General features: G+C 37.6%; 23 protein-coding genes and 1 pseudogene. 19 read left to right on the forward strand and 5 right to left on the reverse strand.

The genetic code is table 11. The features are described from left to right. Positions 1–108: 108 nt before the first annotated feature. Both mobB and mobA read right to left on the reverse strand, forming a co-directional pair. Positions 109–1,386 (reverse strand): conjugal transfer protein MobB, encoded by a 1,278-nt coding sequence (gene mobB, locus BW983_RS02405; RefSeq protein WP_076549635.1) that lies wholly within the window; start codon positions 1,384–1,386, stop codon positions 109–111. Further along, positions 1,386–1,829: a conjugal transfer protein MobA gene (gene mobA, locus BW983_RS02410; RefSeq protein WP_220699602.1), complete on the reverse strand. Its 444-nt coding sequence runs from the start codon at positions 1,827–1,829 to the stop codon at positions 1,386–1,388. The genes mobB and mobA overlap by 1 nt, the downstream gene beginning before the upstream one ends. A 663-nt stretch (positions 1,830–2,492) precedes the next feature. Between mobA and BW983_RS02415 the strand changes: the two genes are divergently transcribed. From BW983_RS02415 to BW983_RS02505, 19 genes and pseudogenes are all read left to right on the forward strand, one after another. After that, positions 2,493–3,260, forward strand: coding sequence for a ParA family protein (locus BW983_RS02415; protein ID WP_076549637.1), 768 nt, complete (start codon positions 2,493–2,495; stop codon positions 3,258–3,260). A gap of 11 nt (positions 3,261–3,271) precedes the next feature. Further along, the gene (locus tag BW983_RS02420; RefSeq protein ID WP_076549638.1) at positions 3,272–3,673 is read left to right on the forward strand and encodes a DUF3408 domain-containing protein; all 402 of its coding nucleotides are present in this window, start codon (positions 3,272–3,274) and stop codon (positions 3,671–3,673) included. Between the two features lie 6 nt (positions 3,674–3,679). Next, positions 3,680–3,976 carry a DUF3408 domain-containing protein gene (locus tag BW983_RS02425; RefSeq protein WP_076549640.1) on the forward strand — a complete coding sequence of 99 codons (297 nt, stop codon included), beginning with the start codon at positions 3,680–3,682 and terminating at the stop codon, positions 3,974–3,976. 96 nt (positions 3,977–4,072) lie between these two features. Beyond that, positions 4,073–4,600 carry a hypothetical protein gene (locus BW983_RS02430; RefSeq protein WP_139329207.1) on the forward strand — a complete coding sequence of 176 codons (528 nt, stop codon included), beginning with the start codon at positions 4,073–4,075 and terminating at the stop codon, positions 4,598–4,600. A gap of 162 nt (positions 4,601–4,762) precedes the next feature. Further along, the gene (locus tag BW983_RS02435; protein ID WP_076549643.1) at positions 4,763–5,554 is read left to right on the forward strand and encodes a hypothetical protein; all 792 of its coding nucleotides are present in this window, start codon (positions 4,763–4,765) and stop codon (positions 5,552–5,554) included. Positions 5,555–5,755: 201 nt separating this feature from the next. Further along, on the forward strand, positions 5,756–6,064 hold the full coding sequence (locus BW983_RS02440; protein ID WP_076549644.1) for a DUF4134 domain-containing protein: 309 nt from the start codon (positions 5,756–5,758) through the stop codon (positions 6,062–6,064). Positions 6,065–6,072: 8 nt separating this feature from the next. Continuing rightward, positions 6,073–6,408, forward strand: coding sequence for a DUF4133 domain-containing protein (locus BW983_RS02445; RefSeq protein WP_076549646.1), 336 nt, complete (start codon positions 6,073–6,075; stop codon positions 6,406–6,408). Next, positions 6,405–8,971 (forward strand): annotated as a pseudogene (locus tag BW983_RS02450) (TraG family conjugative transposon ATPase). The gene BW983_RS02445 and the pseudogene BW983_RS02450 overlap by 4 nt, the downstream one beginning before the upstream one ends. Positions 8,972–9,002: 31 nt before the next feature. Continuing rightward, positions 9,003–9,635, forward strand: a complete 633-nt coding sequence (locus BW983_RS02455) for a DUF4141 domain-containing protein (protein WP_076549648.1) — start codon at positions 9,003–9,005, stop codon at positions 9,633–9,635. Positions 9,636–9,649: 14 nt separating this feature from the next. Beyond that, entirely contained in the window at positions 9,650–10,669 is a 1,020-nt protein-coding gene (gene traJ, locus BW983_RS02460; protein WP_076550797.1) for a conjugative transposon protein TraJ, read from the forward strand. A gap of 2 nt (positions 10,670–10,671) precedes the next feature. Next, complete coding sequence (gene traK, locus BW983_RS02465) at positions 10,672–11,295, forward strand: conjugative transposon protein TraK (RefSeq protein ID WP_076394250.1); 624 nt, start codon at positions 10,672–10,674, stop codon at positions 11,293–11,295. 63 nt (positions 11,296–11,358) lie between these two features. Further along, on the forward strand, positions 11,359–11,646 hold the full coding sequence (locus BW983_RS02470) for a TraL conjugative transposon family protein (protein ID WP_076549650.1): 288 nt from the start codon (positions 11,359–11,361) through the stop codon (positions 11,644–11,646). Next, positions 11,627–12,976, forward strand: a complete 1,350-nt coding sequence (traM, locus tag BW983_RS02475; protein WP_076549652.1) for a conjugative transposon protein TraM — start codon at positions 11,627–11,629, stop codon at positions 12,974–12,976. The genes BW983_RS02470 and traM overlap by 20 nt, the downstream gene beginning before the upstream one ends. 14 nt (positions 12,977–12,990) lie before the next feature. Next, complete coding sequence (gene traN, locus BW983_RS02480; protein ID WP_076394256.1) at positions 12,991–13,878, forward strand: conjugative transposon protein TraN; 888 nt, start codon at positions 12,991–12,993, stop codon at positions 13,876–13,878. An 11-nt stretch (positions 13,879–13,889) separates the two neighbouring features. Then, entirely contained in the window at positions 13,890–14,447 is a 558-nt protein-coding gene (locus BW983_RS02485) for a conjugal transfer protein TraO (RefSeq protein ID WP_076394258.1), read from the forward strand. 24 nt (positions 14,448–14,471) lie between these two features. Continuing rightward, positions 14,472–14,936 (forward strand): DUF3872 domain-containing protein, encoded by a 465-nt coding sequence (locus BW983_RS02490; RefSeq protein ID WP_139329208.1) that lies wholly within the window; start codon positions 14,472–14,474, stop codon positions 14,934–14,936. Positions 14,937–15,223: 287 nt separating this feature from the next. Next, positions 15,224–15,994, forward strand: coding sequence for a helix-turn-helix domain-containing protein (locus BW983_RS02495; protein ID WP_076549656.1), 771 nt, complete (start codon positions 15,224–15,226; stop codon positions 15,992–15,994). 97 nt (positions 15,995–16,091) lie between these two features. Further along, complete coding sequence (locus tag BW983_RS02500; protein WP_084184335.1) at positions 16,092–17,582, forward strand: DoxX family protein; 1,491 nt, start codon at positions 16,092–16,094, stop codon at positions 17,580–17,582. A 111-nt stretch (positions 17,583–17,693) separates the two neighbouring features. Beyond that, positions 17,694–17,939, forward strand: a complete 246-nt coding sequence (locus BW983_RS02505; RefSeq protein WP_076394264.1) for a DUF6520 family protein — start codon at positions 17,694–17,696, stop codon at positions 17,937–17,939. Positions 17,940–17,956: 17 nt separating this feature from the next. Here the strand turns inward: BW983_RS02505 and BW983_RS02510 are convergent, their stop codons facing one another. From BW983_RS02510 to BW983_RS02520, 3 genes are read right to left on the reverse strand one after another with little or no spacing between them, the layout of a single operon-like run. Further along, positions 17,957–20,467: a S9 family peptidase gene (locus BW983_RS02510; protein ID WP_084184275.1), complete on the reverse strand. Its 2,511-nt coding sequence runs from the start codon at positions 20,465–20,467 to the stop codon at positions 17,957–17,959. Next, positions 20,467–21,801 carry a RagB/SusD family nutrient uptake outer membrane protein gene (locus BW983_RS02515; RefSeq protein ID WP_228408939.1) on the reverse strand — a complete coding sequence of 445 codons (1,335 nt, stop codon included), beginning with the start codon at positions 21,799–21,801 and terminating at the stop codon, positions 20,467–20,469. The genes BW983_RS02510 and BW983_RS02515 overlap by 1 nt, the downstream gene beginning before the upstream one ends. Before the next feature lie 38 nt (positions 21,802–21,839). Next, complete coding sequence (locus tag BW983_RS02520; protein ID WP_076549664.1) at positions 21,840–24,929, reverse strand: SusC/RagA family TonB-linked outer membrane protein; 3,090 nt, start codon at positions 24,927–24,929, stop codon at positions 21,840–21,842. Positions 24,930–24,941: the final 12 nt, after the last annotated feature.

Here is a 24,941-nt window from a genome sequence, read left to right on the forward strand (position 1 = left end):
AAAAGTTCATATATGGCAGAGAGATTAGAAGACCTTATTCAGGAAGTGCAGGCCACTTACGGTTTTTTGTAGGCTGTACCATCTTTCTGAAGCTTTTGCTGGCGATTATCAGGTGGGACGTTTTTTTCGTTTTTTCTTCATCTGATATTCAAAGGCTTGCTCTTCGGGATCTTCGGCAAATGTGCCAGTGAGTAGTGATTCGAGGAACCCAAAACCATCAATGTTAGAAAGATTTACCATAAAATCAAAAAACGGATGTAAGTGATCAGATGTGGTTGTATTATTAGTTGAATTTGTTTGATTAATAATAATTGGCTGTACTATTTTATTTTGTTTCAGTTTTAAGTCGTGACTAGAAAATAGTTCTTGAAAGACATTCGCCGAGAATTGCTTTCCTAGTTGGGAACCGTTAAACACATTCCTTGTATTATGGTCTATAAAGGTAATGCCGTAAATTCTGTCTTGCTCATTTCTCCTGATAACAGTATTAATGCCATGCTGGATCAAATAGTCCTTAAAAGTCATTTCGTTGGAATTTAGCTGCATTGCCTGCTGGATTACTTCTGTAATGGAAGATTTAGCTGATGCGCTGTTCGCTCTACTTTTATCAAAATGAGCCCTGAGTTCTTTTAGTCCTGCCTGTTTACCAAACAATGAAGATTTAAAGGGATTGCTTACTTTATTCCCATTTTCATTTGTAGCGAAATAAACCAATCCCTCTTTGATTTCCCCTAGGTATTCTTTTTTGATGTGCTCAGACGTTATATTAAAAAGTGACAACAATGCGTTGTAACTGCCCAGGCTCTGGAATTGGTAATATTTTGGAAGATGACGAACAATAGATGCGATCTGAGCTTTGATATTTCCTGTGGCAAAATTAATAGGATTTACTGGGATGCTGGATTCAAAGAGCTGCTTTTCAGGTGCAGGCGATAGGTTAAACTTTGTTTCGAGTTCTCTACAGATATCCATTGATTTTTTCTTTTCAAATGAATCCGGAATTTTAATACCCTTACAATCAACTGTTGTTGAAACAATGTGTATATGCGTACGTTCGATGTCAGTATGCTTGAAGACGACATAAGGTTGTTCGCCATAGCCCAATTTTTGCATGTATTCCTCAGCAATCTTTATATAGTCCTCATCAGAAATACAATCGTTTGGATCTGGATTAAGTGAAATATGAAGTGCCGTTTTCTCGGTGTTTTTATTTGCCAGTAAATAAGGGGCAAAAGAAGTTAGGAGTTGCATTGCCGTATAATTTCCGTCAGCAGTTTCCTTCATATGATGAAGGTGCAAAATCTCGCCATTATTATTGAGAACTTTGCTGTGGTTGTACAGTAAAGCTCCATATATATTAGTTCCTCTTCCGATTTTTGCGACCATTAATTTTCTTTTTTTAGCAGATACTCTGTTTCAAACTGTTTGGTGAGAATCAGTATTTCCTTACATAAACTGGCTAATTCAAGGGTGTGTTTTTCCAATTTACCAATATAAAGTATGGTTTTTTTATCACTGAAGTTTGTATGTAGCACCTTAACAACCTGATTATAATTTACGCCGATGGCTCTGAATTGTGCGAAGAAATGCGATAATTTTGTTGTGTATTCGTTCGCGGTTGCATCTATTTTAATTGATTTTATTCGTCTCTCAAATAATAATGATACAATAAACTTTGCTTTTGTATCCAGTCCACTCTGTTCGAAAAGTGATAAAAACCTAGTGTTTTCTATATCGGTCAATCGGAATACATAGCGGTGTATCGCTCTGTTTATTTTTGGATTTCTCCCGCCTTTGTGATGAGCTTTCATATCTTTTTGCCAAAACATATCTGTTTTTAGAATAGCAAACTGGTTTTTTGCTTATTCTTTCCTAAGTCGGCGTTTAATAGCCGAAAAGAAGACAATAGTTGATAAAAAAATTAAATAGTACATACGACTTCGGAGGATTTACTTAGCTCTCGGCAGGAGCAAGTCGTTTTGGGGCACAAAACGAGTTTTGAGGCACTCAAAACACAACTTGCTCTGTTCACGGGAACAGAAATAAAAAAAATACTACAGTAGAAGTTAATCCTAAAAGGATTAAGTCAATTTCGGAAAAGATAGGTTAGTATGTCCCTGATACCATTAATGCCTATTAAAACTGTTTTCCTTTACAACAAATGGGGAAGATTGGTAAACCTGCATTTTGGTCGGGAATGCAACATGTCAATAAGTAGGTAATAAAAGTATTAGGTTTTAAAAACATAAAAATATAAAAGTGTAAAAGCGTAAAAGCGGTAAAGTTGGCAAAATGTCTTTTGTATCTACCTGTGAATGGTTTTACATTTTCATTTATGGTCATATTTCCACCTTGGTAATCATATAAAAAGTAATATAACAACTTGCATATAAGGTATTACACACTGCAATTGTCGAAGTAAAGAGATAAAATATGTTTCTGCATTCCCGCTTTTGGGGTTAAATGGTAAAATGATTAATAATATATAAGCAATGGAAAAAAAGAAGAAAACTTTAAAGGTCAGCATTTACACTCAAAAAGGAGGAGTGGGGAAGTCCACAATCACAACTTTGCTGGCAAGTGTGCTGCATTATCGATTAGGTTTTAATGTTTTGGTTATGGACTGTGACTTCCCACAGCATAGTCTGAGTAATATGCGAGAAAGAGATAGAGTAAGTATCATGAATAGTGAATATCACAAGAAGGCAGCTATGAAGCAGTTCCAGACCATTAATAAGAAAGCGTACCCGATTATAAAGAGTAAGGCGGATATAGCTCTGGAAACAGCTTTAGAGAATATAAGTCAGCTTTCTGTTGAGCCAGATATTGTATTCTTTGATTTACCGGGTACAGCCAACACAAAGGGTGTGTTAACCGCGCTAAAGTCGATGGATTTTATTTTTTCTCCCATTACTGCCGATCGTCTTGTCGTGGAGAGTACCCTTGCATTCAGTAAGGCTTTTCTTCAGCTTCCTCCCTCAGATGATCAGAATGAAGGGTTAGCTCTCTGGCTGTTTTGGAACCAGGTTGACGGTCGTGAAAAGACGGGTCTCTATATAGCATACCAAGAGGTGATTGAGGAGCTTGGTCTACTTATGATGAAAACAGGTATTCGGGATAGTAAGCGGTTTAGAAAAGAGACGGATGACACGATTAATTACGTTTTTAGATCCAGTCTTTTGCCAGCTGAATTACAGCTTTTGAAAGTTACCCGTTTTGACCTTTTTATTGCGGAGTTTTTAAAGATCATTCACTTATAGATAATAAAAAAATGACAAGAGGAAAGGGACGAAAAGATTTTGAAAAACCTGTCGTAGATGAAGATTATCTCATGCAGATTATGAGCGGGGATGAGCCGGCTCCAGATAAGTTTGTCGAGAAACAGGAAGAACAAAAAGAGAGCAAACCCCGCGAACGGGCAAAATCATCATTAGCTAAGAAAGTTGATTATGAAGAAACGTTTTTGGTCAACCGTTTTCCTTCGGGAAGAAGTGGTAAGGTTGTATACATTCGATCGGAATTCCATGAACGTTTGCTTCGGATTGTACAATTGACCAGGGAAGATAAAGTAACGCTGTACTCTTACATAGACAATATTTTGGAATATCATTTCAGGGAATTTGGAGGTGACATCACTGATTACTTCAATGACCGCTTTAAACCGATAATATAATTGACAATGAAAAAGACACAAAACAAAGTTGAAGTTACCATTAAGGTAAATCAAGAAACAGGAATTGCCAAGGGAACATATGGGAAGTTGTTCCTAGATAGAAAAAATATAGAAAAAAGAGGTGAAAAAAGTATCTATTTGCGGGAAGAGTACCACCAACGTTTATCTCGGATTGCCCAAATCATAGGCGGAGACAAAATCCCTCTCTATGCCTACCTCGACAATATACTTTCACATCATTTTGACCTATTTGAGTCGATGATAATCGAGGAATTTGAAGCTAACTGTAAACCACTTTTTTGATGTGTTATGGATGGTTTAATACAAATTGTGATCCTGTTCTGCCTTTTTACAATTATCGTTTTGCTTGCTATTGATAAGGTTAAAATAGTTAAGTCCGTGAAAACACAGGAACCGAAGGCGGTTTCTTCTCAATTACCTGATGTTATGGGCAAAACCCATAAGGACACAGATCATAGGTTAGGTGAAGACAGAATTGGCGGTAGGCCATTGATAAAACCTAAAACTGATGAATTAGATCAACCTAACAAAGTTTTGGAAAATCAATTGAATCCACAACTGGAGGGCGAAGTACCTATTGATCCGGTCGAGGATGAAGAATGGTTGGAGGATGAATTTCCACCTTATGATGCAAGATTTAGTCAGGGTGTTTCCCTTGAAGAGTTGTTGACGGTGGGAAAACTTCTCCAGCAAAATGATCTCGAATCGGAGCAGCAAAATAAGGTTATTGATGTTATGCAAAAAATACAGGGGACGGATTTATACAATGTTTTAGAGAATACAATTGAAGGTGCTTCCCAAAGGGTAGCAATGTTACTTGATAGAACTTTAGATAGCAAGAACTTGAACGATGTGGCGCCATCTGAAGGCCAGTTGGACGATTTTGACATTGGTAATTTTTTATGAAAGTGTCAATTCCGATTTCAAGGCAGACCTTGACGAAAAGCAATGCATCAATAGGACACTGTAAGAATAATTAGTACTTCATTATCTCATTCTGCTCATCCTTTTCCTGTTTCCGCAGATTTTAGCGGTCTTGGAATTAAGAAAAACTAAAATCAAAATGTTATGGAAACAAACTTGCCAATATTTAAATGGGAAAATTTTGAGTTTATCATCGATGTTCAGAACAACAATGTATGGGAAAAATCAGATCCAAAAAATATCTATTTGTTATGGCAGATGGACGATCTTGGGAAAGACGGTTACACATTTGAGCACTACGATGAATCTACTGGTAGATCCGTCAAGGTCAATCTGCCCCCGTTAATAACTTTAGATCCGAGTGGTATGGCTTTAAAATACAATAAGTCCCTGGAAGAAATTAAGGGGTCAAGTGATTTTGAGGTTATGGTTGATCAGGGCTTGCTTAAAAATCGAATTTCTTCCGGCCAACTTCCAACTATTACAATTGCCGATAGTATTTTCTATGCAGATGCGCGAATAGATCTATTAAGGCCCAAAGATGATTTTTCAACAATGGGAATCCGTTTTGACGACCTTGACGATTATTATGTTGTGGAAACCAACACTTATGCATTTCCCTATAATCCACGAACGCATGAAATTGCAAAGCTGGACTATGAGAATATCACTGAATATCCAAAGGATCTGTTATTTGTTGAAATTCCAGATGTGAAGGTACTCGATCCTGTCGGCTGGAACAGGCGAAACGGATGGCCTGAAACAGATGATCTAAAGTGGGTTGGATTGACGCTCGAATTTGATGCTAAGATCATTCCCTGGAAACAAACAGGGATAGATGATCTTATTAATGAAAATAGATTAAAGAAACCTATCCAGAAAGCCGTCAAAGCACAGGAAAATTCTTTCAAAAACAAAAGAGGACCAAAGCTATAATTATATAGATGGGTAACAATAAGGAGCCGTCAAAGTTGAGTACTTTGGCGGTTTTTTTTGTCCAAAAATATGTCCAATTAGGAAACCTTAAGCCAATTTAGTCCGCTCTCTACCACTCTTCCCAATTTCATTTCATTCCGGTGACACCTTTGTTTCCAAGCCCGCACAGACGGGGATTACGAACAAAAAATGTAATGAAACATGAAAAATCGAAGACTAAAAATTCCGTTAGTATTTGCTATTTGCCTTTCCTTCCAAAGTGTGCTCCTAGCCCAAGGAAATGGTGTAGCAGGTATCTCAGAAGCAACCCAAATGGTAACCAGCTATTTTGATCCTGCAACCAAGCTGATCTATGCGATCGGTGCTGTCGTGGGACTGATTGGAGGGGTGAAAGTGTACAACAAGTTTTCTTCTGGAGACCCTGACACGAGTAAAACAGCGGCGAGCTGGTTCGGAGCTTGTATTTTCCTCATTGTGGCAGCAACAATACTGCGTTCATTCTTTCTATAAAATTGACTATGAAGTATCATATCAATAAAGGAATAGGGAGGACGGTTGAATTCAAAGGTTTGAAAGCTCAATATCTTTTTGTTTTCGCCGGTGGACTTCTTACAGTTCTCATTCTTGTGATGATCATGTACATGGCTGGAATTCATACGTACCTCTGTTTGAGTATCGGAATCGGTGCTGCATCAATTATAATCTGGAAAACTTTCGCACTTAATGCAAAATATGGTGAGCATGGTCTAATGAAACTTGGTGCAAGAAGGGTGCATCCCCGATACATTATTTGCCGCAAACCAGTCCATAGGTATTTAAAAAGAAATCTCACCACCAAAAAACAAATTTTATGAGAAACATATCCAAAACGACCACCTTGGAAAGTAGATTTCCATTGCTGGCAGTAGAAAATAATTGCATCATTTCAAAGGAAGGAGATATCACGCTATGTTTTCAAATTTTTCTTCCTGAGCTCTTCACCGTAGGAGCAGATGTTTACGAATCTATTCATTCTACATGGAGCAAGGCTGTAAAAACACTTCCTGATTTTACCATTGTGCATAAGCAGGATTGGTACTTAAAAGAAAAATATAGACCCGACTTAGAAAATGCTGAGCACAGTTTTTTATCGCGCTCCTTTCAAATGCATTTTAACGAACGCCCTTTTTTAAATCACTACGGCTATGTTTTTATAACCAAAACTACTAAAGATAGGATGCGCACGCAAAGCAATTTCAGTAGTCTTTGTAAGGGAAACTTAATCTCAAAGGAGGTAAGAGATAGGGAAGGTATGCGACGATTTGTAGAGAACGTTGCGCAATTCCAGCGTATCATCAATGACAGTGGATACATCAAAATGAATCAGCTCGAAGAGTCTGACATTATCGGTACTAAAGATGGTCGTGGATTATTGGATCAGTATTTCACACTATCACGCGAAAAAGATGTACCCTTAGAAGATCTGGCACTCGGTGCCGAGGAACTAAGAATTGGAAGCAACCGAATGGTTTTGCATACACTTTCAGATACCGATGATCTACCCGGTGCCGTTTCTGAATCGCAACGCTATGACAGATTATCGACCGACAGAAGTGATTGTATGTTATCCTTTGCCTCCCCCGTTGGACTAATGTTGAGCTGTAATCACATTTATAATCAATACCTCTTCATTGACAATAGTTCCGATAACTTACGAAAGTTCGAAAAATCTGCCCGTAATATGCATTCACTCGCAAGATATAGCCGTGCCAATCAGGTAAATAGGGAATGGATCGAAAGGTATTTGAATGAGGCACATTCTCATGGGTCTCCTTCTATTCGGGCGCATTTCAATGTATTTGCCTGGTCTGAAGATCGAGAAGAATTACGACAAATAAAGAACGATGTAGGAAGTGCCCTGGCATTGATGGAATGTAAACCACGTCACAACACAGTTGACGCTGCCACATTATTTTGGGCGGGGATACCCGGCAACGCAGGTGACTTCCCCTCTGAAGAATCCTTTTACACCTTCATTGAACCAGCTCTTTGCTTTTTTACAGAGGAAACGAACTATAAGGATTCATTGTCGCCATTTGGGATCAAACTCGCAGATAGGCTGACTGGTAAGCCAATTCATTTGGATATTTCGGACTTGCCTATGAAAAAAGGTATTATTACCAATAGAAACCGTTTCATTCTGGGGCCATCTGGGGGTTGGCGGGCTACCCTTAATTGAGTAGCCCGCCAACCCTCCAAAAAAATGGAAGTGGAAAATCATTCTTCACCAACCACATGGTGAGACAGTATTATGAACAAGGGACGCATGTACTTTTAGTGGACACTGGAAATTCTTATCAGGGTTTATGTGAGCTTATCAAAGGAAAAACGAAAGGCGGTGATGGCGTTTATTTTACTTACACCGAAGATAATCCGATTGCCTTCAACCCTTTCTTCACGGACGATAATGTGTTTGATATCGAAAAAAGAGAGAGCATCAAGACGCTTATCCTTACCCTTTGGAAACGTGATGACGAAGCGCCGAGGCGTAGTGAAGAGGTGGCTTTGTCAAATGCGGTTGCGGGATACATCGAGCAAATAAAATCATCCTCTGTTCAACCAAGTTTTAATGGCTTTTATGAATATGTGAAAGGAGACTATAGAAGGGTCCTTCAGGAAAAGGAAGTCCGCGAAAAAGATTTCGACCTGGCAAATTTTCTAAATGTGCTGGAACCATATTACAAAGGTGGAGAATATGATTATTTACTAAACTCAGAAAAAGAGCTTGATTTGCTTAATAAGAGATTTATTGTTTTTGAAATTGATGCAATAAAAGATCATAGAATTCTATTTCCTGTTGTGACAATAATCATAATGGAAACCTTTATTAATAAGATGCGTAGGTTAAAAGGTGTTCGTAAAATGATACTAATTGAAGAAGCTTGGAAGGCCATTGCGAAGGAAGGAATGGCGGAATATTTAAAGTATCTGTTTAAAACGGTTAGGAAGTTTTTTGGCGAAGCCGTGGTGGTAACCCAGGAAGTGGACGACATTATTCATTCACCGATTGTACGTGAAAGTATTATTAATAATTCAGACTGCAAGATACTGCTCGATCAACGAAAGTACGCTAATAAGTTTGATGACATTCAAAAAATGCTGGGTCTGACCGAACGCGAAAAATCTCAGATTTTAAGTATTAATCAGGATAATGACCCCACACGCCTCTACAAAGAAGTTTGGATCGGTTTAGGTGGAACGAATTCCGCAGTATATGCCACAGAAGTTAGCCACCACGAGTATTTGGCGTATACAACTGAAGAATCTGAAAAATTAGAAGTGATGAATCTTGCGCAGGAAATGGGTGGCGATGTTGAGGGAGCAATCAAGAAAATATCCTTACGAAGGATCAAGGGACTGTCGAGAGAAGACAATTAACTATTTAATAACAATCCTAAAAATTTAGAAAATGAAAAATTTTATTATCACCGTAGTAATGGTGTTAACAGTATCCATTACCCAAAAAGTACAAGCACAGTGGGTCGTAACCGACCCGACAAATCTGGCTTCGGGAATTTTAAATTCCGCCAATGAAATTGTACAGACCTCTAGCACGGTATCAAATGTTGTGAAAAATTTTAACGAAGTCAAGAAAGTTTACGAGCAGGGGAAGGAATACTATGATAAGCTAAAGGCCGTAAACAATTTAGTCAAAGATGCCAGGAAGGTGCAGCAGACGGTATTGCTGGTCGGAGATGTCAGTTCAATGTATGTAAACAATTTTGGGAAAATGTTGAATGACAAGAATTTTTCTCCGAATGAACTTATGGCTATCGGTAACGGCTATTCTGCACTATTAAATGAGAGTACTGAGCTGCTTAAGGATCTGAAGCAGATCGTCACTTCCAGCAGTCTTTCATTGAATGATAAGGAACGAATGGAAATTATCGACCGCGTATATAAGGAGGTCAAAGAATACCACAGCCTTGTTCGATACTATACGAGTAAAAATATTTCTGTCAGTATTCTTCGCGCAAAGAAGCAAAACAATACCAAAAGGGTAATGGAATTATATGGAACAGATGGACAAAAGTATTGGTAAATCAAAGAAAAATTATGGAATTTAATAATCTACATGAGCTCCTTCGGGGGCTCTACGATGAGATGCTTCCGATGTCTGCTACAATGGCAACTGTTGCCAAAGGTGTTGCCGGATTGGGTGCATTGTTCTATGTAGCACTAAAAGTGTGGCAGGCATTGAGCAGAGCTGAACCTATCGATGTTTTCCCTTTACTGCGACCGTTTGCGATTGGAATCTGCATCATGTTTTTTCCAACCATCGTACTGGGAACTATTAATGCAGTTTTAAGCCCGGTTGTTCAAGGAACACATAGTATGCTGGACAATCAGGTGCTTGACCTAAATAAGTTACAGGAGCAGAAAGACCTATTGGAAAAGGAAGCAACACTGAGAAATCCAGAAACAGCCTATCTGGTCAATAACGAGGAATTCGACAAAAAACTGGAAGAGTTGGGATGGGCGCCAAATGATCTGGTTACGATGGCGGGAATGTATATGGATCGCACGGCTTATAATATGGAGCAGGCAACAAAAAAGTGGCTTCGGGAACTGCTGGAAATTCTCTTTCAGGCAGCTGCTTTGGTTGTCGATACAATTCGAACATTTTTTCTGATCGTGCTGTCGATTTTAGGCCCCATAGCATTTGCGATCAGCGTATGGGACGGCTTTCAAAGTACGTTAAGCCAGTGGCTGACAAGGTATATAAGTGTTTACCTATGGCTTCCTGTGGCGGATATGTTCAGTGCAATGCTTGCGAAAATCCAGTCTTTAATATTAGAGCGGGATATTGAAATGCTCAATGATCCAACATTTATTCCCGACACCAGTAACACCGTATATGTGATATTCATGATCATTGGAATTGTTGGTTACTTCACCATACCTACGGTAACGGGATGGATTATTCAGGCTGGTGGCGCTGGGAATTTTACCAGAAATGTTAGTCAGATGGCTATGCGTAGCGGAAATGTCGCAGCTGCTGGTGCTGGAGCTGCCATCGGCGAAGTAGGAGGTCAGCTTATGGGTAATAATCAAGGTGGGCAAAAAACGAAATAGTTATGGAGTTTAAAACTTTAAGAAATATAGAGAATAGCTTTAGACAGATCCGGCTATACGCTATTGTTTTTGCATTGCTTTGCTTTGGAGTGACTGGATTTTCAGTCTGGAAATCCTATTCTTTTGCAAATGTACAACGGGAAAAGATTTATGTTTTGGATCAAGGTAAATCGCTAATGTTGGCTTTATCTCAGGACGCTGCCATTAATAGGCCGGTTATGGCCAGAGAGCATGTGCGTAGATTTCACGAGCTGTTTTTTACGCTTGCTCCGGACAAAGCGGCGATTGAAAGTAATATGAAACGCGCATTTGATCTGGCAGATAAAAGTGCCTACGACTACTACCATGATCTTTCAGAGAAGGGATACTATAATAGGATTATCTCTGGTAATGTGCAGCAACGAATTGAGGTTGATAGCGTTGTATGCAATTTTAATTCTTACCCCTATGCTGTAACTACCTATGCCAAGCAGTTCATTATCAGATCTAGTAATCTGACGAGGCGAAGTTTGGTCACTTCCTGTACACTCTTGAACAGTGTGAAATCAGATAATAACCCACAGGGATTTCAGATTTTGAAATTCGGTGTATTAGTAAATAAGGACGAGGAGGTTGTTGAGCGGTAGAAATAAGTTGTTAACGAATGAAAAAACTGCATAACAAAGGTTCATTATAGCTAAAAAACTAGTATGAAAAATTTTAGAAATACAATCGAAACCGAGTTAGAAAAACTCGATAATAGGTGGCAGGCATTACCGCTGAAGACCCAGTGCAGGTATGTCATTATTCTTTTTGCTTTTTACCTCACAATGGGGGTTGGTGTGCTTGTCAAGGTATGTTATGATCTGGGCAAAGAGGATCGGCAAATGGAGATAAGCCATATAGAATCTCCCTCCATTAGTGATGGCTCATCAGCGAGGAAGGATTCTACCATAATTAACTATAAAAAATATAGAAATGGAAGAGAAAGAAAATAAACGGATAAGTTTAATCGTCGATGATGAAACTGGAGGTGATAATTCCAGTTTAACCGAGAGCAAATCAAAAGTTGACAAGCTCAAAAAACCGTTGATTTTTGGGCTCATGGGAATTGTCTTTATTGCGTGCCTGTATTTGATATTTAAGCCGAAAAGCTCTGGTAGCGCAATAGATGAAAAGGGATTAAAAAATGTTGTTCCCGAAGCTACGGACAAAGGTTTGCAGGCGGACAAACAAAAGGCATACGAGAAAGAGATGTTGGATGAAAAGGAAGCTGAAAAAAGAAGTTCATTGCAATCACTGGCTGATTATTGGAATAACAACGGCGATAGTACTACAGCAGAATTTCCTGCTTCTACCGCAAGTGTTGGAAATACATCTGGAAATTATGGAAACCCAGGTTACCAAAATAATTCGTTAACGAGCTACAGAAATGCGCAAAGTACGCTGAGTTCCTTTTATCAAGATGATGACAGGGAGAAATTGGAATTGCGCTGGAAAGTTGATCAATTGCAAGAGAAGCTTTCTGCAAAGGATGTTCCGGCTGCTCCTACCTTGAATGACCAGCTAACTTTAATGGAAAAATCATATCAAATGGCGTCAAAATATCTTCCTAGTGGAACTCAAGGAACGGATATGACAGCTTCAACAACTATTACAGATTCAGCAAATGGTACAAATCATAAAATTCAAAGTAAAACCGAAAAAACGGAGAGTTTAAAGGGAGTACGTAAAAGTATAGTGAGCGCTTTATATCGCGAACAAGATGACAGCACTTTCCTGGCAAGCCTGGAAGGAGAAAGGAATCATTCCTTTTTAACGGTAGGGGCAAGAGAAAAAAAGGGGATTGCAAGAAATAGTATACGCGCTATAATTATGGAAACTAAAACTGTTACTGCGGATGGCTCTGTAAAACTGAGATTATTGGAAAATGCAACGATTGCAGGCTACAGCGTTCCCAAAGGGACGGAACTGGAGGCTGGTACAAAATTTCAGGGGAATAGGTTACAGTTAAAAGTTTCATCAGTTGAGGTAAAGGGGAATATCCTGCCTGTTGAGGTACTTGCTTATGATGTGAATGGTCAATTAGGGTTATCCGTTCCAAGGTCTGACGAAATTAATGCTGCTGGGGAGATAGCTGCTAATATGAGTCAAAGTTCCGGTATGAATATTTCCATGTCGCGTTCAGCAGGACAGCAGGTTGTTGGGGACCTGACACGCGGTCTTGTGCAGGGAGTTTCGGGATATTTTTCAAAAAAAATAAGGACTGTCAAGGTGACCCTTAAAGCCGGCCAGCAAGTCTTGCTGGTTACGAAAAAGAATAATTAACAAAAATTAAAAAGATGAATATCATAAGGAATACAGTTTTATTAGTCCTTTTGGTGGGACTATTTATAAAAACTTTTGGACAACAATCTGATCTTGAAAAGGGAAGGGTCGAAGCCTATAGGCTTGAGGTAACCTACAACAAGACTACTCATTTAATCTTTCCTGTTGCGATAAGATATGCAGATCTGGGTTCAGAGTTTCTAACTGCTGGAATAGCGGAAGATGCTCAGAACGTTCTGCGTGTTAAAGCTGCGGTAAAGGATTTTAGTGAAGAAACTAATTTTAGTGTAATTACAAAGGATGGGCAATTCTATAATTTTAATGTGACATACAATGGTTATCCGCAAACATTAAATTATGACCTGCTTAAAATGCAACAAGAGGGGGAACGTGTCGAGCAAAAAAATGTCCAGTTTGAGGAACTTGGTTTTAACCCACCATCATTAACAGAAACGGTGATGAAGACCATTTATCAGCAAGACAAACGGTACATCAGACACATTGGATCTAAATCCTATGGTGTGCAATTTATCCTGAAGGGCATATTTGTGCACAATGGTAAATTTTACTTTCATACGGAGGTTAAGAATAAATCTAACGTTCCTTACTTAATTGATTATTGCACTTTCAAGATTGTGGATAAACAGGTTGGTAAAAGGACAGTATCGCAGGAAAAACAGCTTGCACCATTACGTGAATATCCGATGATGGAGATCGTTTCAGATGAATCATCGGCATCAAATGTCGTGCTCCTCGATCAATTTACCATTAGTGATGATCAGGTTCTAAAGATAGGATTGTATGAGAAGAATGGAGGTCGAAATCAGGTGTTAGAAATAGAGAATTCCGATCTGGTGAATGCGAAATCTGTTTCGGATATGAAAATCAAAATTAGTCAGTAAAAAAATATCTTATGAAAAATTATATCATTGTTTTGATACTTATGCTTATAAGTATTCATGGATATTCCCAACGCATGGTCTATAAACAAAAAGCGCTAGAGGTAAGTGTCGGAATGCTGGCAAGTAAAGATTTAAGTTCTAATTACTACGTCAATTTAACCGTAAATAGCTTCGGAAGGCGAGGGAACTACTGGATTTGGAGTGCAGAATTTCAGCGGCGTACTACAGATTATAAGCAGTGGACGCTCCCTTTGGAAAATTATTTGGGTGAGATTGGATATAGTGTACAGTTGCTTTCGGATGCAAGAAAGTTTATCACACTTAATGCGGGATTGACCGGTGTTGCTGGATATGAAGTTTTGAATCGTGGTGATAGCATACTTTCAGACGGTGCGCTGTTACTGAATGACGGTGGTTTCATCTTCGGTACTGCAGGTAGATTATCTCTTGAAACTTATTTGTCGGATAGGATCGTTTTGCTTTTGCAGGGGCGCGTTAGGGTGCTTTGGGGAACAGATTTGGATCAATTCAGACCCTTTTCAGGGATTGGATTACGCATTAACTTTTGAAAAAATAATGTTATAAAAAATATAATGCATATTAGTCAAATGTCATTTGGTACGCTTGTACTGGGTTTGATGGCGATTGTTGGAATTATCTCCTTGTCAGGATGTACAAAAGATAATTTGGATATCCAGGAGAATTTTCCTTTTGAGGTAAAGGTAATGCCTGTACCAAAAGATATTGCACTGGGTGAAACAGTGGAAATTAGAATGGCGATTATCTCCATTGGGGATTATGCTGAAAATAAGTATCACATTCGCTATTTTCAGAACGATGGACAAGGAACATTGAGATATTTTGATCATAAACCTTATCTGCCAAATGATCTTTACCCGTTAATGCAAAAGGAATTCAGACTTTATTATACCTCTGAGTCATTTGTAGCACAGAATTTTGACGTATGGATCAGTGATAGTTTTGGTAATGAAAAGCAGCTATCTTTCCAGTTTAACAATAAGAAGCTAGGCCCTATTATTATTGGTCCAATTAGATAATTTCTAAATCTGTAATTGTTTGTTACTTTTATAAAACGAAAATCCTACACTACCAGAATGAGCCCATGCTCGATTGGACGGCCTTAAAGCCGTCCTTTTTTGTTACAATTAAAGGATTGGTAATGTATGGTAATGCATTTAATTGGTAATTTATTGACTGTTATTTCTTTATTAGATTAAAAATATTATATTTAAAAAACTATAGGCCGTAAATTACACTATACGAAAACTTATTACAAAGCCAGCTCTGAGATCGGTCTTACTTTGAAAACTAATTAGAGGTTACAATGAATTTTTACACCATTTCATTATTGGATGATTTGGCTGGGCGAAATATCTCTAAATTTTGCAATTTAAACTTTGTGAAGCCAGCCGTTTTGTTCTCCGACCAACTGGAATTATCTGGGCGTTTGCAAAGTATTGTGGATAGCTTTTATGCTATTTTAAAAAAGCTTGATATTATTCCAGAAGAAGCATTTAAGAAGGAGCATGTATGTAGTTTTGATTTTACAGATTTAAATGATTACGAACCCATCGTGCTTGACGTTATTGCTAAGCTGAACTGGAAAGCCCAGGCTTTTAAGGATGTGTTTCCAGTTCATCACAGATATACAGAAGGGGACAGTATGCACCTTGTGGTTGGAATAGCATATTTGGAAGACATAAGGAATGGTTACTTGCATTTTGTTGACCTATCGGTCCCAAAGCATGTACTACAAGACGTGCCATCCGATGTTTCATACATAAAGGATTTACTAAAGTCGTATAATTTGGGATTTAAACAGACCCTTCAAAATTATATTGAATCCAAAGGTTATAATTATGAACATTTTCAGCGCGACTCCAAGCTATGTCTTGGTGATTCTTTCTATCGGTTTTGGTTAAAAATTAAGATGTTGGAAGCTGTTGGTGATATTGCCTTTACTACCCTTAGCTTGAAGGAAATAGCATTCAAAAACAATTTTTCTGATTACGAGAACATGCACAAGGTTTTTGTAAGGAATGGAATTCGTCTTGGTGATATTCCGCGATTGGCCAAACTGAAGGTTGGTAAATAAATATTTGGCATGTTTTTCCTCAAAATGGAAATATTATCATCAATATTGTCCGTATTATAATTTCCTATATTGGCGAAATTTGTCATAATCAATGCTAATGATTATGATAGTTGTAAATTTTATAGGGAAGCATTTTGTGAAGATTGTCAGTATTTTGCTGGCCTTGCTTTTTATGTATGCTGCCGCCAACAAACTATTAGATTTTGAAAACTTTCAGGTGCAATTGGCACAATCACCGCTTCTGAGCGCATATGCTGGGATAATATCTTACGGAATTATTACCATTGAATTAATTGTTGCAGTCATGCTCTGTTTGAGTGATTCCAGACAGGCGGGGTTGTATGCATCCCTTGGATTAATGAGTGCTTTTACCATTTATATCTATCTTATACTAAATTACAGTGACTTCATCCCCTGTAGTTGTGGAGGAATTCTTGAAAAGTTAGGCTGGACCGAGCATCTAATCTTTAATATTTGTTTTGTTGTTTTGTCTGCACTAGGAATTTTCGTTCTTGTTAGAAAAAACAAGGGGAAGACGTGGAACGCAATACTTTTATCAATAAGTACAGTCATTGTCAGCTGTCTTGTTGTAATTATCATGTTTATCTCTTCGGAAAATATTATTAAGAAGGAAAACAACTTTACAAGACGGTTCTTGCAGCATCCTATTTTTGACGATAAAACGGTGAATTTGAGTGTGAATTCCTATTATTTTGCAGGAATAGCAGAGGGTAAAATCTATCTCGGAAATCTGACTACACCATTGTTCATAGCAATGATTGATACCGGTTTCCAAAACCTGACAAGAGTTAAGATAACTTTGGATAAGAAAGACTATCCCTTTAGAAATATCCAGCTTCAAGTCAAGTCCCCTTACTATTATCTGTATGATGGTAATGTACCTATTATCTATCGTGGGAAACTTAATGATTCTATAGCACATACAATTAGCTACGGGGATGCATTTTTCAATCAACTATCGGTTTTAGATTCAGGGAAATTTGTACTCCGCGTACAAAAAAGGGCCGATAAGCAATACTCGATTGGCTCGCTGGACCTTAACAGAAACCCGAAGCTTGAATTAAAGCCTACAGTTCTAGAGAAACAGATTGACGGTGTTTTTGATGTGGATGGTAGGTTAGGAGTTGAAGCTGGTGCAGATAAAGTAGTTTATACTTATTATTATCGAAATGAATACATCGTAATGGACAGTAACTTGAATATACGTCATCGACTTAACACGATTGATACCACTAAAACCGCGAATATATCTGTAACCAAGCTGTCTGATGGAAGAAAAAAAATGAATGCGCCATCTTTCAGCGTAAATAAAGGGTTTGCTTTGTTAGGTGATTTAATTTTAAACCGTTCGAATTTAAAAGGAAAACATGAACCAGCGGACTCATGGAAAACTTCCTCAATAATTGATGTCTACAGAACAGACGAACAGCGGTATATAGGAAGTTTCTACATAAGGAATAAAAATGGTAAGGCTATGTCCGCTATGATAAGCGATGGGATTTACTTGTATGTGCTTGTTGACAATGAATTGCAACGCTATAGGATTAGAAAGGACGCATTTAAATAAGAAACAAAACGAAATTGATGATTCTGGGAATTTTCAATGGATACGGATATATAGGGGATTAGCCGAAAACCCTGTAACAGATTAGGCAATAATCAATTAAATTATGATCGCATGAAAAAATTATTATTACCAACTCTTATTGTAGCAATGGGATTTGGTGGTGCTTATGCAGGTAGTAAGGTAAGTAAAGCAATGCCAACTTATCACATAGAAGAAGGTCAATGTGTTGAGGTGCAACAGGAATGTAATGAAGCACCTGGCGTAATTTGTACTTTGAATGATGATGGAGTTACGCAATTGTACAAATTCAAACTGAATGAGACAACTTGTTCTACTGCGCTTAGCAGAAGTAATTAATAAGCAGGAAGGATGCCCTATTGGGCATCCTTTTTTATTTGATTATTTATCCAGGTTATATCTTTTTTATTCAATAGGAAGTAATCCCACCAGTCGAGTACTTTGGAACTTAGGTCTAATTCTTCAGGGGTTTCATTTAGGAATGAATGGTCTCCGTTATGATAAAAAAGTGCGACAACATTTTTTTGATAACGTCTGAGTCCGATATAAAACTCCATTGTTTGATTCCATGGTACAGTAGTATCATTTTTTCCAGCCCATAATAGTATCGGGGCATTTACTTTTTCAACATTTAAAATAGGACTATTTTTTATATACCTGTTCTTATCTTCTGAAACAGTGGTGTGCATCTGATAAACTGTATTATATATAAAATAATTTGGTTTTCTAAAGTTATAATTGTACGAATAAAAATCACTGATAATATTACTAATTCCGGCACCAGATATGTAAGCAGCAAAGCGATTGGAATGCGTAGCTATAAAATTGGTTTTATAACCTCCATACGATTGCCCGCAAAGCCCAATTTTCGTGTGGTCGATATTGGGATTATTCAGTACAGCATCCAACGCATTGTTCACACATTCCAGCGCCGAAAGCCCGGGGCCCTTTTCACTGACAGTAGTATCTGGTAAGTATACAAAATAGCCCCGCTCAAGTAAGGTTCTTATCTGAGAGCCTTCAGGTATTACTCTATTGGGCGAAAGATAATGGTTGGAAAGATGTCTTTGCATATCATATACTAGAACTATCATCGGGTATTTGTCCTTCGGATCAAAGTTGATTGGATAATATAAAATTCCATTAAGGTTCTTTCCAACTGCTGAATAGCCGTAAATTTCCTGTCTTATCTTTTTAGCCCTATTATCTTGAATATTGCCGTCAAAAATCATGTGTTTTTGCCCTCGGGTATCATAACTGTACAGAGCTGGTGGCATATTATAATTTTCTTCCATGGTATAAAAGGATGTCATATCAGGATTATACATCAAACCATTCATAGTTATTCTATTTTTCATTGGTGGTATAACCAGTTTCCATTTTCCAGAATCAAGCAGTTTGTAAGAGATTACATTTTTTTCTTTATCATATATCTCAACTATCATTCTTTCTGCAGGCAAAAAAGAAATCATTGTATAGTTATCTCTTTTAGAAACATAATTTATAATCCTGGTCATTTTTCCCTTTCCGACACTCAGACTGGTCAATTTCTTCTTTTTGATATTAAAACTCCAGAGATCATCACTGCTCTCAAAATAGACGTAATCTCCATTTTTGGAAAATACAGGTTGTTCTAATCCTGTTTTGTCAATCAGAGTTTCTTTTTTTCCATTGGAGTTGTACAAAATCCATTTGACACCATCTTTGCTAGCTAAAAACCATTTTCCGTCTGCTGAGCAAAAAACTTCATGATTAAGCAACAAGGGCCATTCTTTGGACAACCGTTTTACCAATTTAAAATTTCCTATGTCAGTCAAGGTATTTGATTTCAAATCATAAATTTTAGCGGCATTTAATTCCGGTTCGCTGGTAACAAAATTATGATCTTTGCGAGGTGGATAGGTGAGGAAATAACGATCGTTGTTAAGAGAATTAACTTCGTTATCGTTTGGAACTACGATCTCTTGCAACTTGCTATTCTTCGTATGCCAAATCCAGAATTTTTTATTTATAAACATTTTGTAATGTTCATTGACATAAGGATCATTACCATACCAAATTTCTAAAATGCGGTCTTTTTCTTCTGTGAATTTTACTCTTGCACTAATAAGGTAGGCTTTGCCCTCTTGTACTTCATTTAATTCAACTTCTGCCTGCTTGGGAATATTCAGTTCCAATAACTTTTTACCGGAATTTTCAGGATCGATTACAGTCAATTTATCATTGTCAAGATCTGTTGTGGTTTCTGTAATGACCAACTGTTTTAAAGAAGCAGTAAATTCCATTTTCCGGATGGAGTTCTTCGTAGAATAAATAACTTTTTCTTTATCTCCGGTGATCTCTATAATTTCCGACCTACCAGCATTCTCTTTTTTGATGAATAGTTTACTTTTAGAATCGGTTATGACCACCCCATCTACTTCCGTCATATCCCAAAGCAGCTTTCCTGAGGTATCAAAGACTCTAAGATGATGATCGCTGGTTAAAAGTGCATATCGTTTAAGTTTTTCTAAGATATAAGCCTTTAAATTATCCTCATACTTATAGGTTTTACCGGTGATAAGATTTAGAAATTCGACATTTGGTCCCGTCTGCGCCAATACACCTTCTTCTTTTAAAAAGACTATTTTGGAATGTGGTATCTTGTGTATTGTTTTTGTAGTACCTTTAGTACTAATAACAAAAGAGCAGTTTCCATCTATTTTATTTGTTTTATGAATACCAATCCAATTTCCATTCGATGATATCTTTGGAACACCGCCAAATGTTGCAAATTTATCTTTCCATTTTGTTATGGTGTCATGATGTCCCTGCGCCGAAATCATTAGACATCCGGCAAACAATAATATAAAAAAAATATTCTTCATCAGTAACCTGTATTTTGGGGTTTAAGATTAGCGTTAAGTAAAATCTCTTTTTGTGGAATAGGCCAGAGTTTGTGGTAGTCTTTCCAACTAGGCTTTGTATTTGGAAGTGTATTCAGTTTTCCGGTTCTTTTTAAGTCAAGAAAACGGTGTCCCATTTCTGTAAAAAACTCTCTCTTATTTTCAAGCAGAATTTCATCCATTAGCAAATCTTTTGATATTGGCATGGCTAAAGTGGGAATCTGTGCTCTCTGCCTTGTCGCGTTCAGATATGGCAAAGCTTCATTAAATTTATTTTGTTGGACAAGTGTTTCAGCCAGTAATAAGTAAGCTTCTTCAAGTCTGAAGACAATGGAGTATTCCATTGTGTTGTTAAAGTCCCGGTTTTTATACTTTTCTGCTCTGTAATAGGTGTTTCCATTAAAGTTAACGGCGGCAATCCAATGCTGTTTTCGCAGGTCACCGACAGAGAATGAGTTAATTAACGTTGCTGTCAATGCATATGTAGAAGGTGCGGCATTAACAAAATAGTATATCGACGCTTGTGGCAAGGACTGATTGTTGTGCGGCTTTAACTGCCATAAGATGTGCTTTTCCGTTTTTTGAAAGACCTTATTGATGTCATTTGTCATTTGATACAATGGACTTTGTGTAATTTCCTTCAGCGCGCTTTCAGCTTTATCCCACTCTTGCTTTGCCATGTAAACTTTAGCCAAAAGCAATCTTGCTACCATTCTATTGGGATAAATACGCTCAGCATTCCTATAATCATTTTGGAGAAGGAGAGATACTTCAAACAGGTCGCTTTCCATTTTTGTAAGGACTTCTGTAGAAGCGGTTTTATTGATCGTATTATTGATGTTGTAATTAGTTGACTCAGGATAAGGAATATCACCGTAAAGTTGGTTAAGATAGAACAACATAATGGTTCTAATCAGTAATGCCTCACCTCTTAAATACTTCTTATCTGTAGCTTTTATGGCAGTTGAACCTTCGATGCCTTCCAAAATGGAATTAGCCGTGTAAATATGCTTATAGGAGTTTGCCCAAAGACTATACACAATACTGTTTGTATCTATTTGCTGGTTCAGAAAAATATCTCTCGTGTCTGATGCAGCTGTTGTATAATTATCTAGTTCATCAGTGTATGCGCTTAAATTGGTTTCCAAGTTTGCGCCGGCGATGGGCGAGTTTTTCATTACATCGGCATACAACGCCGCCAATGCCGAATTAGCTGTTTGTACATCTTTAAAGACAGCCTCTCTATCGATCTGATTGTCAGGAATGTCAACTTCGATTAATTTTTCGCATGATGCAGTAATCAATATTACAATCATCACTATTATAAATTTTGTTTTTTTCATTTTAATAGATTTTAAAGGTTAAATTGAGCGCCAAAGGAATAGGTTCTCAGAGGGGGCAAAACACCAGGAATCAAGGCCTCTGGATCTACTCCAAAGAATTTTGTCCATGTCCATAGGTTTTGTCCCTGAAAGTAAATTGAAACACTTTTAAAAATTTCGTTTTTCAGGGGTATGTTGTACGTTAACTGTAAATTTTTTAGCCGTATGAAAGATGCATCGGAGACTGTAGCCGTACTTGATCGGAACAGGGCATGGTTACTTGCGTTTTTGGTACTGTAAGGCATATAAAACCCAGAAGGATTACTTTCTGACCATACATTTAGGACCTCAACAGGTTGATTGTTCATTAAACCCGGCATCGTCATTACTGAATTGTAGTTTAATCCTTTCTTTTTTACAAATTGGAATAGTAGTGAGAGGTTCCAATTCTTATAAGACACATTGTTATTCCATCCGCCAAAAAATCTGACACCAAGATTTTCTATAACTTGACGATCGTCCGGAGCTGATATTTTACCATCACCATTGAAGTCTGTGAACTGATATTGACCTGTTGCTGGGTTAATGCCTTCCAATTGATAAAGTTTAATAATGTTCGTGGGTTGTCCTATTACGTACTGATTGGCATAGGAAGAGCCTGCAAGTCCAGGAAATGATAAAAGCTTGTTTTTAGGAAAACTAATATTAAAACCAGATTCCCATCGGAAATTTTCTCCTGTTATAGGACGGCCGGATAGTTCTATTTCTAAACCAGTATTTTGAATTGTTGCTGGTAGGTTCGCTATCACATTTGTAAACCCAGTTACTGCTGAAAGCTGGTAACCTACCAACTGGCTGGAAGAACGGTTACGATACCAAGCTGTTGTAATGTTTAAACGGTTTTTGAAAAAGCCCAGTTCAAGAGCTGTCTCTAATTTTCTTGTAATTTCCCAACTGTAGTCTGGGTTATAGAGACGAGACGGAGATAGACCTGTAATGTTATTGTAAATCGAGGATGATGAAACAACATAGTTATCAAGAAATTGAAAATCACCGATATTGTCGCTACCTGCAGAACCGTAACTTCCTCTTAGTTTACCAAAACTTAGCCATTTCAAATCTTTGAAAATTCCTTCTTTTGAGAAGAGCCAGGCCATTCCTACTGCTCCAAAATTGGCGAAACGTTTGTTGGGACCAAAACGGCTGCTACCGTCCCGTCTTCCCGTAACATTGACAATATATTTACCATCAAATTGGTAATTAAGCCGTCCAAATAGTGCAGCATAACGGTATTCGATATCGGAATCTTCAAAGGTCAATATGGTTTTTGCCGCAGAAATGTTAGTGATAAACTGGTTGCTCTCAAACCCAAATCCAAGGCGATCATCTGTTTGTCGAACACTTTTCTGGAAGCTTCCTCCAACAAGTGCGTCCAATTTATGTTTGTTCCAATTCTTCTGCCAATTTAATTGTGGCTCAATTATATATGAGAATATCTCTTGGTTCTTTTTATTTGCTTGTGAATTAGCACTTGATGTCCCAGCTCCTAAATTTGGATTGTAAATGGTGTTCGGAGTTAAAGCTAATTCATTAATGGTAGTATAATTAAGGCCTGCATTCAATTTGATTTTAAGATCTTTATATAAACGGTATTCCGAATTGAAATTACTCTGTAATGTTTTTGTGTCATTATTATATGATGCATTATAAGCAGCCAATGGATTTGTGAATGTGTTATTCGCCCAATTGAGATTTCCATCATCCTTGTAAAGTAGGGGTGATATGGGGGATAACAAATAGGCATTTCTGGTCATATCTGTCATAACAACGTTATTTTTCTGTTGAGAGAACATATTTGAAATACTCATTAGAAATCGGTTGTCTTTAGAACGGTGTGAAATGTTTGAATTGAAATTGTTGCTATTGTATTTGAAATCGTTGCCAAATACAGTTGATTGTTCGTTATGCCCCAGACTTATCATAAAATTTGTTGTTTCACTTCCACCACTCAATGAAAGCTGGGTGTTACTTAAGGTTGCTTTTTTGCCGATTAAAGTCTTAACCCAATCGGTCTCATGATTTTGATCCCAGGTACCATTAATATCATAGGCATTGACAGGGTAGGTGTTAATTTTATCATTAGCATAGGCATCACGACGCATCTTTAGGTATTGATCTCTATTTAATAATTTCAAGTTTGAAATGTTTTCGCTGATTCCATAATTGGTAGAGAAATTCAAACGAACTGTCCCCGTTTTTCCTTTTTTAGTTGTGATTAAAATGACTCCGTTCGCACCACGAGAGCCGTAGATTGCAGTAGCGTCGGCATCTTTTAATATTTCAAAACTTTGAATATCATTTGGATTAATACTATTCAAAGGGTTGATATTTCCAGTTGGAAAAATAGTAGAGGAAATCTGGGATTTTTGAGATAAGATTTCACTTAATGGAACGCCGTCTATGACATATAGTGGAACATTACCACTTGGATCAGTAAAAGTGCCTGTTCGCAAACTGTTCTGTCCCCTTATCTGAATGTCGAATCCACCGCCGGGAACACCACTATTCTGCACAATGTTGACACCTGCCATACGGCCTTGGATAGAGGATAATACATTGGTTACAGGTTGATTTTCTATTTCTTTTGCTGTTACCTTAGAAATACTACCAGTACGTTCCTTGTCCTTTACATTGTAATATCCAGCATTTAGGATAACTTCCTCAATGGATTGTATTTTAGATGCTTCGCGTAAGGTATCTGCTTTTACAATAGAAGGTTCAGGCAATTCAGTATTATCAGATGTCGTCTTGTTCTTTTTTGGCCGAATAATGAGACTATTATTATTTATTAAAGCTTCAACAGGTATATCTCTTAATAGCTTGTTTAAACAATCAATTACAGGTTCGTTCTTACACTTTAGTGGTTGGACCGTGTAATTTTTTAGGTCATCAATAGAATAGTTATACTGTATGTTATTTTCGGTTAGAAATTTTTCAACTGCTTTTGTTGCAGTAGTTTTGCCGATTTCAAAACTTACCCTCATTTGAGAGAGATTCTGTTGGGCATGTAGCCCGTGCCAGCCGAATAATAGAAATACAGCGGCACTGCATAAAATTTTCATATTTTTGCATGT

Source organism: Chryseobacterium ureilyticum, assembly GCF_900156735.1.
GTDB classification, from domain to species: Bacteria; Bacteroidota; Bacteroidia; order Flavobacteriales; family Weeksellaceae; genus Chryseobacterium; species Chryseobacterium ureilyticum.

Coding starts and splice junctions, on each gene's coding strand:
- BW983_RS02455 (WP_076549648.1), top strand. CDS start 9,003: ATGAAAAATTTTATTATCACCGTAGTAATGGTGTTAACAGTATCCATT.
- BW983_RS02435 (WP_076549643.1), top strand. CDS start 4,763: ATGGAAACAAACTTGCCAATATTTAAATGGGAAAATTTTGAGTTTATC.
- BW983_RS02505 (WP_076394264.1), top strand. CDS start 17,694: ATGAAAAAATTATTATTACCAACTCTTATTGTAGCAATGGGATTTGGT.
- BW983_RS02500 (WP_084184335.1), top strand. CDS start 16,092: ATGATTATGATAGTTGTAAATTTTATAGGGAAGCATTTTGTGAAGATT.
- mobA (WP_220699602.1), bottom strand. CDS start 1,829: ATGTTTTGGCAAAAAGATATGAAAGCTCATCACAAAGGCGGGAGAAAT.
- BW983_RS02510 (WP_084184275.1), bottom strand. CDS start 20,467: ATGAAGAATATTTTTTTTATATTATTGTTTGCCGGATGTCTAATGATT.
- BW983_RS02425 (WP_076549640.1), top strand. CDS start 3,680: ATGAAAAAGACACAAAACAAAGTTGAAGTTACCATTAAGGTAAATCAA.
- traM (WP_076549652.1), top strand. CDS start 11,627: ATGGAAGAGAAAGAAAATAAACGGATAAGTTTAATCGTCGATGATGAA.
- BW983_RS02515 (WP_228408939.1), bottom strand. CDS start 21,801: ATGATTGTAATATTGATTACTGCATCATGCGAAAAATTAATCGAAGTT.
- BW983_RS02490 (WP_139329208.1), top strand. CDS start 14,472: ATGCATATTAGTCAAATGTCATTTGGTACGCTTGTACTGGGTTTGATG.
- traN (WP_076394256.1), top strand. CDS start 12,991: ATGAATATCATAAGGAATACAGTTTTATTAGTCCTTTTGGTGGGACTA.
- traK (WP_076394250.1), top strand. CDS start 10,672: ATGGAGTTTAAAACTTTAAGAAATATAGAGAATAGCTTTAGACAGATC.
- traJ (WP_076550797.1), top strand. CDS start 9,650: ATGGAATTTAATAATCTACATGAGCTCCTTCGGGGGCTCTACGATGAG.
- BW983_RS02440 (WP_076549644.1), top strand. CDS start 5,756: ATGAAAAATCGAAGACTAAAAATTCCGTTAGTATTTGCTATTTGCCTT.
- mobB (WP_076549635.1), bottom strand. CDS start 1,386: ATGGTCGCAAAAATCGGAAGAGGAACTAATATATATGGAGCTTTACTG.
- BW983_RS02445 (WP_076549646.1), top strand. CDS start 6,073: ATGAAGTATCATATCAATAAAGGAATAGGGAGGACGGTTGAATTCAAA.
- BW983_RS02420 (WP_076549638.1), top strand. CDS start 3,272: ATGACAAGAGGAAAGGGACGAAAAGATTTTGAAAAACCTGTCGTAGAT.
- BW983_RS02470 (WP_076549650.1), top strand. CDS start 11,359: ATGAAAAATTTTAGAAATACAATCGAAACCGAGTTAGAAAAACTCGAT.
- BW983_RS02495 (WP_076549656.1), top strand. CDS start 15,224: ATGAATTTTTACACCATTTCATTATTGGATGATTTGGCTGGGCGAAAT.
- BW983_RS02485 (WP_076394258.1), top strand. CDS start 13,890: ATGAAAAATTATATCATTGTTTTGATACTTATGCTTATAAGTATTCAT.
- BW983_RS02415 (WP_076549637.1), top strand. CDS start 2,493: ATGGAAAAAAAGAAGAAAACTTTAAAGGTCAGCATTTACACTCAAAAA.
- BW983_RS02520 (WP_076549664.1), bottom strand. CDS start 24,929: ATGAAAATTTTATGCAGTGCCGCTGTATTTCTATTATTCGGCTGGCAC.